We start from the raw sequence: 14,834 nt of genomic DNA, 5'->3' as shown, positions 1-14,834 counted from the left end.
ATAACTTATTGTGTTCTTTTTGTCAATCTTTTCCTATTGGCCTTTTGTGTCTTATTTACACTAAAACAGGGAAAAGTAAGGATGTTTTTTTGAGCGTACTATAGGTTATGCTTTATGGAGTTTTTTTTTATAAAATTGGATTAAAGTTTCGTTGATTTCTTTTAATTCAGGAGTGAGGTTGGTTCTATTACCTTCATTATCATTTGTTAATTCTAAATCACAGATTGAACATTTATATTCATTGATGTGATTGGTAATTCTTCTTGATAGGATGGTTTTATGACCAATAATTTTGCAAATCATTTTTTTACTTAGGAAAATGTCTTTGATTTCTACTTTGGTCATAATTAGGTTGTTTAGGTAGATTTGGGGATAATAAACTTATTAAATTATCGTTAATATCCCTAAATTTATCGATTAAATGCGTGTTTATTTATTTTTAATAAGGTATTACGTATATTTTGTAACAATAACAAATTAAAATATAAAAAAAATCTCTAATTACTGAAAGTAATTAGAGATTAAAAATTTGGGGCAAAATTTTTTAAAATAAAAATTATAGGACTAACTCATAATTTAGATTTATTTTATAATTCAAGACTAATCAATAATAATTAGACATAAATTAATTCTTTTCTATTCGAATAACTTGAACCTCGTAAAACCTTTTTTTTATTGTTTGTAAACAATGTATGATTAATAGTATCAGCATCTCTTTAATTTAAGTTTTGAACAATTATTATATCTAAATCAAATGTAAGGAGTCATTTTTTTTAATAAATAACTCTCTTTTTATTTTATTGACAATTAAATGTCATTAAATAAAGGGGCTTATTCTATCTAATATTCATTAGATTTAAAAAATATTTGATTTCTTAATTTTGTAAAACAATAGGCTAATTAATTTGTCTCATAATAATAATTGTTTAGGTAGCTTTAGGGACTGTAAATATAGAATTAATCCGTTAAAACGATTAAAAAAATCGATTAAATACATAAATTTAGTTTATTTATAGTAAATACCTTATGATTATAGGTCAATACTATATTTGTTGCTTTCTGCTTACGGCATCAAAAAACCCTCAACTATATTATAATTGAGGGTTTTTTAGGTCTTAATTTATGATTTACGGTTTATGATTTCTCTTCTTTGTTGAAATAAACCAAGTAATAATACATTTGCTTTTCTTCGTCCCAACCTTTTTCAACAAATTTCTCTGCACTTTCAGGATTAATGAAATCCATTTTTATTTGAATGTGTGTATCTAGATTGATTACATTTTTGATTGACTTACGTGCATCAGTAACTGCTGCATTAGCAATAGGGAATGAGGTTACGTCTTCAATACTGTATTTTTCTCCTTTATCAACTTTGTAATTTTTGAATTCAGGGATTAAGTCTGGGTTGTCAAGAACTTCATTTAAAAAATTAGTCTCTTCAAACTGATCGTTTTTGGCGAAATAATTTACAGAACGATTCATGAACATGACTTCTTCTTTTTTGTCTTCTGCTGGAAAAACAACATCTTTGGCAAAACTTTGACAGAATTTCAAATATTTCTTAGTAATGAAATTCTCATCTTCAAATGCATCTACTGATAAGAAATGTTCTAACCAGTAACGAGCATCATAACGATTGCTGTCTACTGTAAGTATTTTATATCCTTCTTCTTTTTTATGATTAAAAATAATACATCCTTTATCTAATTTACTTAGGTTGATACCTTGTTGTAAAATCATTTCTAGATGCGTTCCTTTTTCTTCAAATTGCAAAAAGTCTGATTGCAGCTCGCTTTTAAAAATTCCAATGGCGTCCACTACATTATTATCAATATTTACATTGGTCAAATACGTAACATAAACCTCACCATTCTTAATGTGTGGATGGTTTGATTGCTCAAATAAATGTTGTGTGATTTTTTTAGAACCTTCGTGTAAACTGCTAGGATTGTCAAATATTTCCGATGCGTATTTATACATGTCGTTGTAATCCAAATCTACTTCATGGGCAAACTGGAAATAGTTCTCCTCTTTTTCTCTAAATGGTTTTAGAAAAAATTCTTTTATAAGAGGCACAATTTCGTCTTGAAGGCTAAATGGTTGCTCCGATAAGAAAATAGCTTCATTGCGACTTTTATTTCCTACTCTGTGAATAGAAAGTGTCTCAATATGTGTGTTAAATAAGTTGATCATTTTTTTTATGTTTATGTAGATGAAAGAGCCAAGATAAAGGACGCTACTGAGGAGGTCTTTGATCTTGGCTCTTGATTCTTAGTTTTTAGCTATACTAATTCCAATTCTCTTCAAATCCAAAATCTTCAAAGCTATCATCTCCTCCAAACATATCTAGATCATCTTCATCTAAATCATCTTCAAATTCGCTGGCAAAATCATCAGCATTGTCTGCTTCAAAGTTTTTTTCCATAGCTTCATCTGGCATTTCACCATGTGAAAATAAGGTCTCAGGATATAAATTTCCTGCTTCTTGCTCTTCAATTGCAGCTAGTTCTACAAGGAATGTCCACATATTGATGAAGTCATAAACATAGATAATCTTAGTGTTTTCGTCATCCAATAAATCGGATAAAACATAATCACTCATGATTTTTTGCTCCCCTGGAACATCTCCAGTATCAAAAAGTGAAATTTCATCCTCTTGATTCCAAGTTTCATCACAAGTATAGAAAGAGGCTACTTCCATGCCGTCAAAACCAAATGAATTGAAGATAGCGTTGTGTAAATCTTCTAAAGTATCATCAGCAAGTATTGCTATATCTCTAAATATATCTTCTTCAGCATCTAGAATTACTCTGAATTTGTAAACCATAATCTTTGTTTTTTATTGAAAGGTCAAAGGTAAAATTTAATTTCAGATATCTTTTTAAGAAACTTGATTTGTTAATAAGATTTCAATATTGTTATAAGTACTATGCCTACAGCTTTTTAATAATTCGTTTTTTAAAAGTATGGTACTTCTTGTGGTATCTGTTATTGCTTGGGTAACTTCGATTTTCAGTTATATTATTGACTACTAATGCAACTAATAGAAGTATAAGTACACCAATAAGGACTGGGCTCAAAACATACCAATAACCTAGCTCTTTTATTTTAGAAGAACCAATTACGGCAATCAATGCAGTGGCTCCTCCTGGTGGATGTGAAGTTTTTGTAATTTGCATGAGAACTATGGAAATTGACACCGCTAATGCTGCAGCTAACCAAATGATTTCTGGAAATAATAAGTGGATTGTGACGCCAATTATTGCAGAAATAAAATGTCCTCCAACCAAGTTTTTGGGTTGTGAAAACGGGCTTTGAATATTGCCATAAATTAAAACGCTTGACGCCCCAAAAGATCCAATGAGATAAACATTATCGGAATCAACAAAATGATGAGAATTAAAATAAGCAATAGCTCCAATGCCAATAAACGAACCAACAAAAGCCCAAAAGTGTTCCTTAAAATCAATTAATGTTTCTTTATAAAGGATATATCTAGTTTTGCGATATCCTTTTTTAATTTTTTGAATAGGCATGTTTTTTTATTTTGATAGACTAGCTGAATAGGAATATACGGAGTGTGGATAAATCATCTTTGCTGTATATTTTGAAATAAGACAAACGACTAAAATGGGAAAAAACAAAGTGTAATCATTTGTTAAACCACAAATTAGGAATATTGCTGTAAAAGGAGCGTGAATACTAGCACTCAAAACAGCTGCCATTCCTAATACCATAAAGTTAACAGGAATTATCTTAGCTTTAAAATAAGTATTTAAAATTAGCGCTATAAATAAACCTAAAAATGCACCGATGAATATACTTGGAGCAAAAACCCCTCCGTCTCCACCAGAAAATAACGTGGCTGATGTGACAATGGGTTTTAAAAGAATAACTCCTATAAGGGTATATAGTAAGTTAAAAGATATTTTCACTTCATTTGGATTTATAAAAATCATTTTGATGGCATGATAACCTTCTCCATAAAGTTGCGGGAAGAAAAATAGAGAAAAACTTAGTATTACAGATCCAATTATAATTTTGTAATAATGACTTTTTATTTGGGTTAAATTATTTTTGAAAAATAAAACACAACGGGTAAGGTAAACAGAATTAATTCCAGCCAAAATTCCCAAAAGAATAAAAAACGGAATTGCTCTTAAATTCCAAGTGGTAATGTCAACCGTAAATAATGGTTTTTCGTCAATTAAATAGACAAGTCCAAAAGAAACAGTAACAGCAATAATAGTACTAATTAAAAAAGTGCGTGTTACTTTTCTAGAAATGACTTCAAACACAAAAAAGATTCCCGCAAAAGGACTATTAAACAAAGCTGTAATTCCTGCCGCTACTCCAGCACAAATTAATTCGGTTTTGTACTCTTTAAAAATATTTTGTTTCCTTTGCGCAACTGATCCTATTGTAGCAGTAGCTACGACTGTTGAAACCTCAATTCCTGTCGATCCTCCAAAAACAACAGTCAATAAACCATTAATAAAATGAGATGCAATTTTAGATTTAGGTAAGTTTTTGGTTTTAGAGCCTGTACTTTCAAATATTTCGTTAATTCCTTTATTTTCTTTTTTATTAAATACGTACTGCCTTAAAAAGTAGATGATCGAAAGCCCAAAAACAGGAAAAACAAAAATAAAAATAGGATGTAAGGAAGCTTGGCTGAAGAATATTTCTTCATAGTACTCCGTTAGTTTTTTTAAGGTTATTCCTAAAAAAGAAGAAAGAAAACCAATCAAAATGGAAACAATAACTATTTTTTGGAATTTAATAAACCGAATATTTTTTTTAATATGTGCTATTTTATTCATCTAAATTGATATTGCAAACCTTAATTTTTTTAAGGTTTGCAAATGTAAATAAATAAAACTGGATAGGGGTTTGTTAAGAATCAGTTAGCAGTAATTTTAAGAAATCTTTATAATTAGCAAGCTTTTGGGATTAATAATTTTATTAAAACTCATAAAACTCTAACGGCAAACCATCAGGATCGGCAATAAAGAAAAATCGTTTTTGAGTATAGGCATCTACTCGAATTTCTTCAGAGGAAATGTTATTTGTAATTAAAAAAGCTCTTGTTTTTTCAATATCATTTACTTCAAAAGCCAAATGACGCAAACCGCAGGATTCTGGAGTCGAAGGTCTTTGTGGTGGATTTGGGAAAGAAAAAAGTTCGACAACAAAGTTTCCGTTTAAAGACAAATCTAATTTATAGGATTCTCTTTCTTTTCGATAAATTTCTTGAATGATTTTTAATCCTAAAATTTCAGTATAAAAATCCTTTGACTTTTGATAATCAGAACAGATAATGGCGATGTGGTGTATTTTGTTAAGTTCTAGCATTTTATTGTAAATAAATCATGGTGGGTAAATTAGCTTCGGGATTTTCCACTAAAGCTTGTGCGTGTAATTTGTTGATGAGTACTTTTGTTTTTTCGATAGAATCAATTTTAAACAAAAAGAAAACTTCAGTATCATTATCTGTATTTTGCCAAATGTTTTCTAAATACATTCCTTGGGAGGCATGAAATTCCTTGTCTTTTTCTAGGATTTCTTTAATAACTGCAATTGGAACATTGTTGAGTTTAGCTAAGACATGTGACATAGTTTATTGATTTAGTTTTCGTATGACTTTCGCTGGATTTCCAACTGCTAGTGAATTATCGGGAATGTCTTTAGTAACTACTGATCCAGCACCTATAACACAACCTTTACCAATAGTGATTCCTGGGCAAATAACGGAGTTTCCACCAATCCAGCAATCGTCTCCAATGGTTATCGGTAATGCACTTTCAAGAGTTTTTCTTAATTCAGCTTCCAGTGGATGCGTAGCAGTATACAATTGAACTCCGGGTGCAAAAAACACATTCGAACCTATTGTTACTTTTGCACAATCCAGCACCACACAGTTGACATTAAAATAAACGTTTTCTCCACATAATATATTGTATCCATAATCGCAATGAAAAGGAGGTTCAATATAAAGATTTGCTCCAGCATTCGGAATCAATTCTGCTATAATCTCACGTGCTTTTTTGGTCACTCGATATTGAGTAACATTCAAGCTATGTAGCAAGTTTTTTGCCTTTCTTCGCCCTTTAACTAAAACAGGATCTCCAGCAAAGTAATACTCACCATCAATCATTTTTTCTTGTTCCGTTTTCATTTACTATAAATCTTTGTTTCTAAATATTTCTTGGGCATGCCCTCCGCAAAAGCTTCGGTCGGGCTGTTCGTTGCAATCTCCCATGAAAAATGGGAGGATTTCCACTGCCATCCCTCATGCAAATCGCCATTGTAAATCCTTACGATTTGATGTAAATATAACAGAAAATCAAATCGACTACAACTCATCCCTGAAAATTGACAGTTCAGTTAGTTTAAGTTTTTAAAAAGAGACAATCAAAATACATTTGGAGAATCAAAATCAAACCAAATGAAATCAATCACTACATTAATTACTTTATTTTTTACCACTTTACTATTTGCACAAGCTACTATTTCAGGAAAAGTGATAGATGAAAAAGGAAAACCAATCGTTGGCGCTAATGTTTTTATCGAAGGAACTTACGACGGAGCAACATCTAATGAAATGGGGGATTTCTCATTTGTAACGGACGAAAAAGGAAATCAAACATTAGTAGTTAGTTTTTTAATTTACGAAACTTCAAAAACTCAAATTGATGTTGCTAATTTTCAGGGAAAAACCATCAAACTAAAAGAGAATTTAAATGCTTTGGACGCGGTTGTGATTACAGCTGGCACAATGGAATCAGGTGAGAAAGCACGGGTTTCAGTTTTAAAACCGTTAGATATTGTAACCACAGCAGGTTCGGCTGGGAATATTATTGCTGCTTTACAAACCTTGCCTGGGACACAAAGTGTGGGTGAAGACGGTCGTTTGTTTGTTCGCGGAGGAGAAGCTAATGAAACTCAAACTTTTGTCGACGGTATTCGTGTGGCACAACCGTATGGCGCAACAACTAATAATTTGCCTACTCGTGGTCGGTTTTCTCCATTTTTATTCAATGGTATTGCTTTCTCTACTGGAGGGTATTCTGCCGAATATGGGGAAGCGTTATCGAGCGTATTGCTTTTAAATACGGAGGACAATCCGGATCAAAACAAAACCGAAATTTCACTAATGACTGTTGGCTTAGGGCTTGGAAATACTCAAAAATGGGAAAAGAGCTCACTGAGTGTAAATGCTTCGTATATCAATTTAGCTCCTTACCAAGCAGCAATTCCACAAAATGTGGACTGGAATAGTCCTTTTCAATCTTTGTCGGGAGAAACGGTGTATCGCTATAATTTTAATAACGGAATTCTGAAATTGTATGCTGCTTTTGATTCTTCTAAATTTGATATTAATCAGGAAAATATAAACAGTCCAGAGAAAATAAGGGTGAATCTAAACAATGATAATTTTTATTTGAATACTTCATACAAAGGCGGTTTTGGAACTAATTGGCAAATTACTACTGGTATGAGTTATGGGTATAGTAAAAATAAAATAGGATTGGATTTAGATCAAGTTGATAATGATGAAAATGCGGCACATTTAAAATTGAAATTGAAGAAAAGCTTTTCTAATTATTTTAAATTGTCTTTTGGAGGGGATTATTTTAGTACCAAATTCAATGAAGATTTCAAACCTAATCTTGGAACAACGAATACAAATGGGTACAACTCGAATATTGCAGCATTCTTCACTGAAGCCGATGTTTTATTTTCGAAAAAGTTTGCCGCCAAAATTGGGTTAAGAGCTTCGTACAATGATTTACTTGATGAAACTGCCCTTGCTCCAAGACTTTCATTAGCATACAAAGTAGCTAAAAATAGTCAGTTCTCATTGGCTTACGGAGATTTCTCTCAAAGTCCATCTGTTGATTATATAAAATATTCTAAATACCATCAGTTTGAAAGTGAGAAAGCGGCTCATTATATTTTGAATTTTCAATATGCTAAAGACAGTAAAACCTTTAGAGCCGAAGCCTATTATAAAGACTACAATAATCTAGTAAAATACGATACTCAGGATATTGCTTATAATTCGGTTTTTAATAATACGGGTTCAGCATACGCTAAAGGGTTGGATTTATTCTGGAGGGATGGAAAAACAATTAAAAATCTAGAATATTGGATTTCCTATTCTTATATCGATACCAAAAGAGATTATAAAAATTTCCCAGTAGCCGCAACCCCCAGTTTTGTCGCTGATCATAGTTTGTCAATCGTAACTAAATATTGGATATCAGACTGGAGATCACAAATTGGATTTACGAATTCTTTTAGCTCAGGACGTCCCTATAATAATCCAAATGAAACCCAATTCATGAATGGAAAAACGAAATCGTATAATAGTTTAAGTTTTAACTGGGCGTATTTAATAAGTGCTCAAAAGATATTGTATTTCTCCGTTTCAAATGTATTAGGAACACAAAATGTTTTTGGATATGATTATGCTAAAGACCCAAATGCAGCGGGTTATTATAACCGAAAAACCATCACGCCCACAGCAGATCGGTTCTTCTTTGTTGGTTTCTTTTGGACCATTAGCAAAGACAAAAAAGACAATCAGTTGAAGAATCTGTAATTTGTCTTAAAGTTATAAAGTTGAAAGTTTAAAAGGAAGAATGATTTGGATTTTCAAAGACTTAAAGTATTTCCGCAAACAATGTGACTTTCGACTTTATGACTTTCAACTAATTTACCGATTCATCCTTAAAATTCAACAGTTCAGTAATTATAAATTTTTACAACCGTATTTCTGAAATACTTTTGAAATATAAATTAACAACGTTTCAATCATCAATAAAAAATTAATCAATCTTAAAAGCTAGAAATCATGACCAAATTAATTACCACTTTCGCACTATTTGTTATTACATTATTATCGGCTCAAGGACAACAAAGCACTATAGAGTCAACAGGAGGGAAGTTTGAACAAGGAATGGGAAAAGCCTTTGGACTTTGGGGAGAAGGGAAAACTACAGAAGCTTCTGATTTGTTCGAAAGAATTGCCGCTGCTGAACCTACGAACTGGTTGCCTAATTACTATGTGGCTTTAGTAAATACTACAACTGCTTTTGGAACTAAGGATAAAGAAAAAATAAATTTATTACTTTCGAAAGCACAAAACGCTTTAGATGTAGAAATGGGTAAAGATCAAAATAATGCCGAATTGTATGTGATGCAAGCTATGATTAATACCGCTTGGATTGTTTTCGACCCTATGACGAACGGACAAAAACTATCTGGACCTACTATGGGATTGTACGCAAAAGCTGAAGCAATTGCACCTAATAATCCGAGAGTAGTTTATTCAAAAGCAGAATTTGAAATAGGCGGAGCCAAGTTTTGGGGAAAAGATACCAAACCGATGTGTGCTCAAATTGATAAAGCCATTGAACTTTTTGCTACTTTTAAACCTGAAACACCTTTTTCTCCTAAATGGGGATTAGACAGAGCTTTAGAAGCACAGAAAAACTGTAAATAGGATAATTAATCAAATTCAATTTTCCTATTACTTAATTTAAAATAATATGTATAAAATTAATAAAGAAATACCTAAAGTATTTGTACTCTCATTTATTATCTTTTTTATAGCTCAATTTTTGAACTTGATTTTAGGGAATACAATACGATTTGATCTAAGTTTATTAATTAGTTTTGGATTTACCTTGTTGTACACGTTATCACTGTATGTGTCTAATATGTATCTTTTTAACTCCCTAGATTTGTATTTTAAAAAGGATAGGTTTTCTCTAAAAAGGATTGTAATTGGATTTTTTGGAGCATTTTTACTTTCTTTATTCGTTATTTTTTTACTGCGTATTTTTGAAGAAGTTTTAGTCAATGGGATGACATTTCAAGAGTTTTTATCAGCTGAAAAGCCATCCAATTATTTGTTTTCAATTAGTATTACTTTTTTTGTAACACTATCGTTATATACTTTTTATTTCTACAAATTATACAACGAAAACAAAGTAAAAGAACAGAAAATCATCGCTGGAACTGCCAATGCGAAATTCGAAAGTTTAAAGAATCAAATAGACCCACATTTTTTATTCAATAGTCTGAATGTATTGAGTTCTTTGATCGAAGAAAATCCAGATAATGCACAGCGATTCACGACTTCCTTGTCGAAGATTTACAGGTATGTATTAGAACAAAAAGACAAAGAATTAGTTTCTGTTGAAGAAGAATTGGCTTTCGCCAAAACGTATATGAACTTGCTTAAAATGCGTTTTGAGAATAGTTTGTTTTATGAATTACCAAATTCTATAATTGATCCAGAAGCTAAGGTCGTCCCGCTTTCCTTGCAGTTGTTGTTAGAAAACACAGTAAAACACAATGTGGTAAGTGAAAAAAGACCTTTGCATATTCGAATTAGCATTCAAGGAAGTTATTTAGTAGTTGAAAATGATTTTCAAAAGAAAGAAGTATTACAAGACCGTCAAGGAGTTGGTCTTCAAAATATAATTAATCGATACGGAATTATCACCGATAGGAAAGTATTGATAGCACAAAATGAAAAAGTATTTTCGGTCAAAATACCAATTTTGACCAAACAAATTACAGTTATGGAAACGACAAAAGAATACGATGAAAACAATGCCTACTACAGAGCAAAAAAGCGTGTAGAAGAATTGAAGGGTTTTTATGGAAATTTAATTTCTTATTGCTGTGTAATTCCTTTTTTAATTTTTATTAATCTAAGGTATTCGCCAGAATTTCAATGGTTTTGGTTTTCAGCAGGTGGTTGGGGATTTGGTTTAATCATGCATGCTTTGAAAGTTTTTGGGTATAGCTCGAATTGGGAAGAACGAAAAATCCAGGAAATATTGAGTAAAGAAGATGCAAAACAAACATGGAAATAGTCATGGAGAATAAATATCAAGAAGAAGATTGCTATTCTAAGGCAAAAAAAAGATTCAATAAAATCAAAGCATTTTAGTTGCATTTGTTCATCTATTTTAGTGTAACTCGTACTATATTTTTATTAACTAGAAATTCACTCCTGAATTACAATGGTGTTCATATTCAGTAGTTGTGGGCAATGCTAAAAACACTTAAAAAACAAATTTTTACATTAAACAAAAATGAACATTAACTCTTTTTCAAACTTATTTATTTGGTTAGTAGTAATAACTTTACCAGAAATTGTATTTTCTCAATCAACGGAATTTACAATTCAAGATGTAAAATTCGAAAGTCAGGGCGTCACTCTTTCAGGCTCAATTTTAACGCCAAAAAAAACATTTGCAGCTGTTGTAATTGTTCATGGGTCTGACCCTGTAAAAAGAGAATTGGAGTTTGCAAAACGTCTTGCCAAAGAAGGCATTGCTGTATTTACATATGATAAACGAGGAGTTGGGGAATCAGGCGGTGTATATGTGGGACCATCTGTTGGTACTAATAATATTGACACAACTAATCTTAGTTTATTATCTCACGATGCAAATACAGCAGTAAATACATTTAGAACCTATTTGAAGGATAAAAAGATACCTATTGGATTAGTTGGCTTTAGTCAAGCAGGGTGGATAATCCCAATTACTACAAGTAAAAATCCGAAAATAGAATTTATGGTTTTGTTTAGTTGCCCAACAATTACAACTCTGGAACAACTAAGGTTTCAGTTTTATACCAATGGAAACAACAATTTTTGGGAAACTCATTCAGAAGCGGATGCTCGTGAACATGTCAAAAATGATGCTGACCGCTATCAATTTACGGCTACTGATCCCAAAAACGCTCTAAATAAACTTTCAATTCCGGGACTTTGGCTTTTTGGTGAGAAAGATATACAGATCCCGGTAAAGATGTGTATCGAGCAATTAAACACATTGAAAGTTCTAGGTAGACCTTTCGAATATACTTTGTTTTCTAACTTAGGACACAATACTTCTTCTGACAATGATGCTGAACCTGTTGATATTTCAATTCAATGGATAAAACAGAAAGCTTTGAGTATTCAAAAGTCTAAAGTATCAAAATAAAGAAATGCCTACAATTGTATAGAAATATTAAGAATTTTCTTATAAATTTATGTTTGCGTTCCGTGGGAAATTTTATCTTAGCTGAAAGATCACTGCCAAGAATTTCGAAACCTTGCAAAGCCGCATTCCAAGAACGTTAGTAGAGGAATTCGTTTATTAATACATGCCTGTAAAATTTAATATATTTACCGATTAGTGAGAAGAAAGAAAAATTCAAGAGATTTTAATTAAAGAAGATAATAAACAAACATGGAAATAATCATGGAGAATAAATATCAAAACGAAGAACGTTATTTTAAGGCTAAAAAGCGAGTAGAGGAAATTAAAGGATTTTACGGAAACTTGATCTCTTATATTGTTGTAAACACGGGGCTTTTAGTACTTAATTTGGTTACCTCACCAGAATATTTATGGTTTTTTTGGCCGCTATTAGGTTGGGGAATGGGTGTGTTTTTTCACGGGATGAAGGTTTTTAATTACATGCCATTTCTAGGTAAAGATTGGGAAGAGCAAAAAATCAAAGAATTTATGGAGAAGGAAAAAATGCAGAAATGGAAATAATATTTTAAATCAATAAAATGGAAAATAATTATCAAGAGGAGAAACGCTATTATGAAGCGCAAAAAAAAGTAAAAGAAATTAAAAGTTTTTATGTGCATCTTACAGTATATCTTCTGACAAATCCAATTGTAATTGCAGTAAATCTGATTACTTCTCCAGAATATTTGTGGTGTTTGTGGTGCTTGTTGGGCTGGGCAATACCAATAGTTTTACATGGTTTAATCGCTTTTGATTACCCTCCTTTTTTTAATAAAGAATGGGAAAAAAGAAAAATAAAAGAGTTTATAGATAAAGAAGAACAATCCAGAAATAATTGGGAATAATTTAAATTTTTGTAAAAATGGGAAGATTTAGACGAAGAATGTATGAAAATTATACGTCAGGGAATGATAGTCCTGATGCGCGTTATGATATTGCTTATAGAAGAGTAAAAAGAATAAAAGGGTTTTATGTTCATTTATTAGTTTACGTTTTAGTTAATGCCTTTATAGTGCTTTCTACTTTTAATAGAAGCTTGCTCGGAAGTGAAGTCTTTTGGAAATGGGAGACATGGAGTACGGCTTTATTCTGGGGAATTGGTTTGCTATCACATGGATTATCAGTTTTTGGAAGAGAGTTGTTTTTTGGATCCGATTGGGAAGAGAAGAAAATTCAAGAATTAATGGATAAGGATAAAAATAATAAATGGGAGTAAAATGAATTTTTAGATTTGATTCTTTATTATTTAACCGTAAACTAGAAAGCTAGCTACCTTGAAAAAATATGTACCAGTTATTGCCGTTTTAGCCTTTATAAAACTTATAATTCATTTAATTGGAAATCAAAATTATGGTTTCCATCGTGATGAATTATTGCACCTATCAGTAAGTGAACACTTGGATTGGGGTTATTTTGAATTTCCACCTTTTATTGCTTTCGTAGGTAAAGTGGCTCATTTCGTTTTTGGATACTCTTTATCAGGAATTCGTTTTTTTTCTACTTTAGCTGGAATTGGAATACTTATAATCTGTTGTTTCATTGCCAAAGAATTGGGCGGAAAGAGAAATGCCGTTTTGTTAGCAGGAATTTCAGTTTTGGCATTCTTACCCTTTTACCGCAACCATTTATTATTTCAGCCAGTAGCTTTTGATCAGTTTTTCTGGACTTTAGGATTCTATTTTTTAATTAAATACTTCAATACCAAACAAATTAAATTTCTGGTGCTTCTAGGAATTACTTTTGGTATTGGCTTGATGAATAAATACACCATTCTAGTTTGGGGATTTGGAGTTTTTATTGGATTGATGTTTTACGATAAAGGGAAATTATTCAAAAATAAATGGTTGTATATTTCAGGAATTATTTCTTTTTTAATTTTTCTCCCCAATATTATTTGGCAAGTAAACCACCATTTTCCTCTCATTTTGCACTTAAAGAAATTAAAAGAAACTCAATTAGATGCTAATGGTACATTTGATTTTGTTATCGAACAAATCAAACACCCTTTCACATTTACGATTAGCCTCATTGGTCTAGTTGCTTATTTTTTGGATACCAATTTAAAAAAGTATAAAATTTTTGGAGTTGCCACGCTTGTCATCTTTGGAACCCTATGGATTATGGAATCCAAAGCCTATTATTTCTTTGCCATTTATCCAATACTGTTTGCAGCAGGTGCCGTGAAAATCGAAAAATTATTGGAGAATAAGCCTAAATGGATTTATGTTGTGGCTGCGGTACTATTACTTCCGGCTCTTCCTTTTTTGCCTTTAGCAATACCTATTTTGCCTATCACGGATTATGTGGAATATGCTGATGCAAAAAAGCTACAGGACGGTAGAGTCGAATTAACATCGGATTATGCGGATATGTTTGGTTGGGAAGAACAAGTGAAATTAGTAGATAGTTTATATCAATCCTTACCGTTAAAAGAGAAAGAGAATTGTATGATTTGGGCCGAGAATTATGGTGAAGCTGGTGCATTAGAAATTTTAGGAAAAAAGTATCATTTGCCTAATCCAGTTTGTTCACATGGGAGTTTTTGGACTTGGGGAACGGGAAGTACAGATGGCACTTTTTGTATCAGTGTTGGGAACGAAAAAGTAGCCGTTGATCGTGTTTTTCAGGAGGTGAAATTGGTTAAAGTAATCAAGCATAAATATGCCATTGATGAAGAAAATAATATTCCCGTTTATCTTTGTAGAAAACCCAAAATTAACCTGAAGAAAAAATGGCCTTTGTTAGAAAAATATGTTTTTGAATAACATGTTTTTTACA

16 protein-coding genes are annotated in these 14,834 nt (G+C 31.6%); 8 read left to right on the top strand and 8 right to left on the bottom strand.

The genetic code is table 11. The features are described 5' to 3' along the window. Positions 1-105 precede the first annotated feature (105 nt). The 8 genes from AB3G39_RS13265 to AB3G39_RS13230 form a co-directional block, all read right to left on the bottom strand. Complete coding sequence (locus AB3G39_RS13265) at positions 106-345, bottom strand: hypothetical protein (protein ID WP_369769434.1); 240 nt, start codon at positions 343-345, stop codon at positions 106-108. A 789-nt stretch (positions 346-1,134) separates the two neighbouring features. After that, positions 1,135-2,193, bottom strand: coding sequence for a nucleoid-associated protein (locus AB3G39_RS13260; RefSeq protein WP_367752027.1), 1,059 nt, complete (start codon positions 2,191-2,193; stop codon positions 1,135-1,137). Between the two features lie 94 nt (positions 2,194-2,287). Then, a complete protein-coding gene (locus AB3G39_RS13255; protein WP_367752029.1) occupies positions 2,288-2,827 on the bottom strand; it encodes a hypothetical protein in 540 nt (179 codons plus the stop codon). 106 nt (positions 2,828-2,933) lie between these two features. Next, positions 2,934-3,536 (bottom strand): HPP family protein, encoded by a 603-nt coding sequence (locus tag AB3G39_RS13250; protein WP_369769433.1) that lies wholly within the window; start codon positions 3,534-3,536, stop codon positions 2,934-2,936. A gap of 6 nt (positions 3,537-3,542) precedes the next feature. Next, positions 3,543-4,823 (bottom strand): chloride channel protein, encoded by a 1,281-nt coding sequence (locus tag AB3G39_RS13245; protein WP_369769431.1) that lies wholly within the window; start codon positions 4,821-4,823, stop codon positions 3,543-3,545. Between the two features lie 142 nt (positions 4,824-4,965). Next, positions 4,966-5,355, bottom strand: a complete 390-nt coding sequence (locus AB3G39_RS13240) for a VOC family protein (RefSeq protein ID WP_369769430.1) — start codon at positions 5,353-5,355, stop codon at positions 4,966-4,968. Between the two features lies 1 nt (position 5,356). Beyond that, the gene (locus AB3G39_RS13235; RefSeq protein ID WP_367752037.1) at positions 5,357-5,617 is read right to left on the bottom strand and encodes a hypothetical protein; all 261 of its coding nucleotides are present in this window, start codon (positions 5,615-5,617) and stop codon (positions 5,357-5,359) included. A 3-nt stretch (positions 5,618-5,620) separates the two neighbouring features. Further along, positions 5,621-6,178, bottom strand: a complete 558-nt coding sequence (locus AB3G39_RS13230; protein WP_369769429.1) for a sugar O-acetyltransferase — start codon at positions 6,176-6,178, stop codon at positions 5,621-5,623. A gap of 270 nt (positions 6,179-6,448) precedes the next feature. On the opposite strand from AB3G39_RS13230, the gene AB3G39_RS13225 reads away from it, so the two are divergent. The 8 genes from AB3G39_RS13225 (at position 6,449) to AB3G39_RS13190 (ending at position 14,821) form a co-directional block, all read left to right on the top strand. Continuing rightward, complete coding sequence (locus tag AB3G39_RS13225) at positions 6,449-8,608, top strand: TonB-dependent receptor domain-containing protein (RefSeq protein WP_369765437.1); 2,160 nt, start codon at positions 6,449-6,451, stop codon at positions 8,606-8,608. A 252-nt stretch (positions 8,609-8,860) separates the two neighbouring features. Beyond that, the gene (locus AB3G39_RS13220) at positions 8,861-9,511 is read left to right on the top strand and encodes a hypothetical protein (protein ID WP_369765436.1); all 651 of its coding nucleotides are present in this window, start codon (positions 8,861-8,863) and stop codon (positions 9,509-9,511) included. Between the two features lie 46 nt (positions 9,512-9,557). Continuing rightward, positions 9,558-10,895 carry a histidine kinase gene (locus tag AB3G39_RS13215; RefSeq protein WP_367768546.1) on the top strand — a complete coding sequence of 446 codons (1,338 nt, stop codon included), beginning with the start codon at positions 9,558-9,560 and terminating at the stop codon, positions 10,893-10,895. Between the two features lie 222 nt (positions 10,896-11,117). Continuing rightward, a complete protein-coding gene (locus tag AB3G39_RS13210) occupies positions 11,118-12,017 on the top strand; it encodes an alpha/beta hydrolase family protein (protein ID WP_369753454.1) in 900 nt (299 codons plus the stop codon). A 249-nt stretch (positions 12,018-12,266) separates the two neighbouring features. Further along, the gene (locus AB3G39_RS13205) at positions 12,267-12,578 is read left to right on the top strand and encodes a 2TM domain-containing protein (RefSeq protein ID WP_367752048.1); all 312 of its coding nucleotides are present in this window, start codon (positions 12,267-12,269) and stop codon (positions 12,576-12,578) included. Between the two features lie 17 nt (positions 12,579-12,595). Further along, the gene (locus AB3G39_RS13200; RefSeq protein WP_367768551.1) at positions 12,596-12,901 is read left to right on the top strand and encodes a 2TM domain-containing protein; all 306 of its coding nucleotides are present in this window, start codon (positions 12,596-12,598) and stop codon (positions 12,899-12,901) included. A 17-nt stretch (positions 12,902-12,918) separates the two neighbouring features. Then, positions 12,919-13,272, top strand: coding sequence for a 2TM domain-containing protein (locus tag AB3G39_RS13195; RefSeq protein WP_367768554.1), 354 nt, complete (start codon positions 12,919-12,921; stop codon positions 13,270-13,272). Positions 13,273-13,330: 58 nt separating this feature from the next. Beyond that, positions 13,331-14,821 carry an ArnT family glycosyltransferase gene (locus AB3G39_RS13190; RefSeq protein WP_369765435.1) on the top strand — a complete coding sequence of 497 codons (1,491 nt, stop codon included), beginning with the start codon at positions 13,331-13,333 and terminating at the stop codon, positions 14,819-14,821. Positions 14,822-14,834 lie beyond the last annotated feature (13 nt).

Source organism: Flavobacterium sp. WC2416 (genome assembly GCF_041200095.1).
GTDB lineage: Bacteria > Bacteroidota > Bacteroidia > Flavobacteriales > Flavobacteriaceae > Flavobacterium.
Note: the sequence above shows the minus strand (reverse complement) of the source record. Positions and strands in the feature narration are given on the sequence as shown.

What these genes read in the sequence shown, in the direction of transcription:
- AB3G39_RS13265 (WP_369769434.1), bottom strand. Translation starts at nt 345, where the DNA reads ATGACCAAAGTAGAAATCAAAGACATTTTCCTAAGTAAAAAAATGATT.
- AB3G39_RS13260 (WP_367752027.1), bottom strand. Translation starts at nt 2,193, where the DNA reads ATGATCAACTTATTTAACACACATATTGAGACACTTTCTATTCACAGA.
- AB3G39_RS13255 (WP_367752029.1), bottom strand. Translation starts at nt 2,827, where the DNA reads ATGGTTTACAAATTCAGAGTAATTCTAGATGCTGAAGAAGATATATTT.
- AB3G39_RS13250 (WP_369769433.1), bottom strand. Translation starts at nt 3,536, where the DNA reads ATGCCTATTCAAAAAATTAAAAAAGGATATCGCAAAACTAGATATATC.
- AB3G39_RS13245 (WP_369769431.1), bottom strand. Translation starts at nt 4,823, where the DNA reads ATGAATAAAATAGCACATATTAAAAAAAATATTCGGTTTATTAAATTC.
- AB3G39_RS13240 (WP_369769430.1), bottom strand. Translation starts at nt 5,355, where the DNA reads ATGCTAGAACTTAACAAAATACACCACATCGCCATTATCTGTTCTGAT.
- AB3G39_RS13235 (WP_367752037.1), bottom strand. Translation starts at nt 5,617, where the DNA reads ATGTCACATGTCTTAGCTAAACTCAACAATGTTCCAATTGCAGTTATT.
- AB3G39_RS13230 (WP_369769429.1), bottom strand. Translation starts at nt 6,178, where the DNA reads ATGAAAACGGAACAAGAAAAAATGATTGATGGTGAGTATTACTTTGCT.
- AB3G39_RS13225 (WP_369765437.1), top strand. Translation starts at nt 6,449, where the DNA reads ATGAAATCAATCACTACATTAATTACTTTATTTTTTACCACTTTACTA.
- AB3G39_RS13220 (WP_369765436.1), top strand. Translation starts at nt 8,861, where the DNA reads ATGACCAAATTAATTACCACTTTCGCACTATTTGTTATTACATTATTA.
- AB3G39_RS13215 (WP_367768546.1), top strand. Translation starts at nt 9,558, where the DNA reads ATGTATAAAATTAATAAAGAAATACCTAAAGTATTTGTACTCTCATTT.
- AB3G39_RS13210 (WP_369753454.1), top strand. Translation starts at nt 11,118, where the DNA reads ATGAACATTAACTCTTTTTCAAACTTATTTATTTGGTTAGTAGTAATA.
- AB3G39_RS13205 (WP_367752048.1), top strand. Translation starts at nt 12,267, where the DNA reads ATGGAAATAATCATGGAGAATAAATATCAAAACGAAGAACGTTATTTT.
- AB3G39_RS13200 (WP_367768551.1), top strand. Translation starts at nt 12,596, where the DNA reads ATGGAAAATAATTATCAAGAGGAGAAACGCTATTATGAAGCGCAAAAA.
- AB3G39_RS13195 (WP_367768554.1), top strand. Translation starts at nt 12,919, where the DNA reads ATGGGAAGATTTAGACGAAGAATGTATGAAAATTATACGTCAGGGAAT.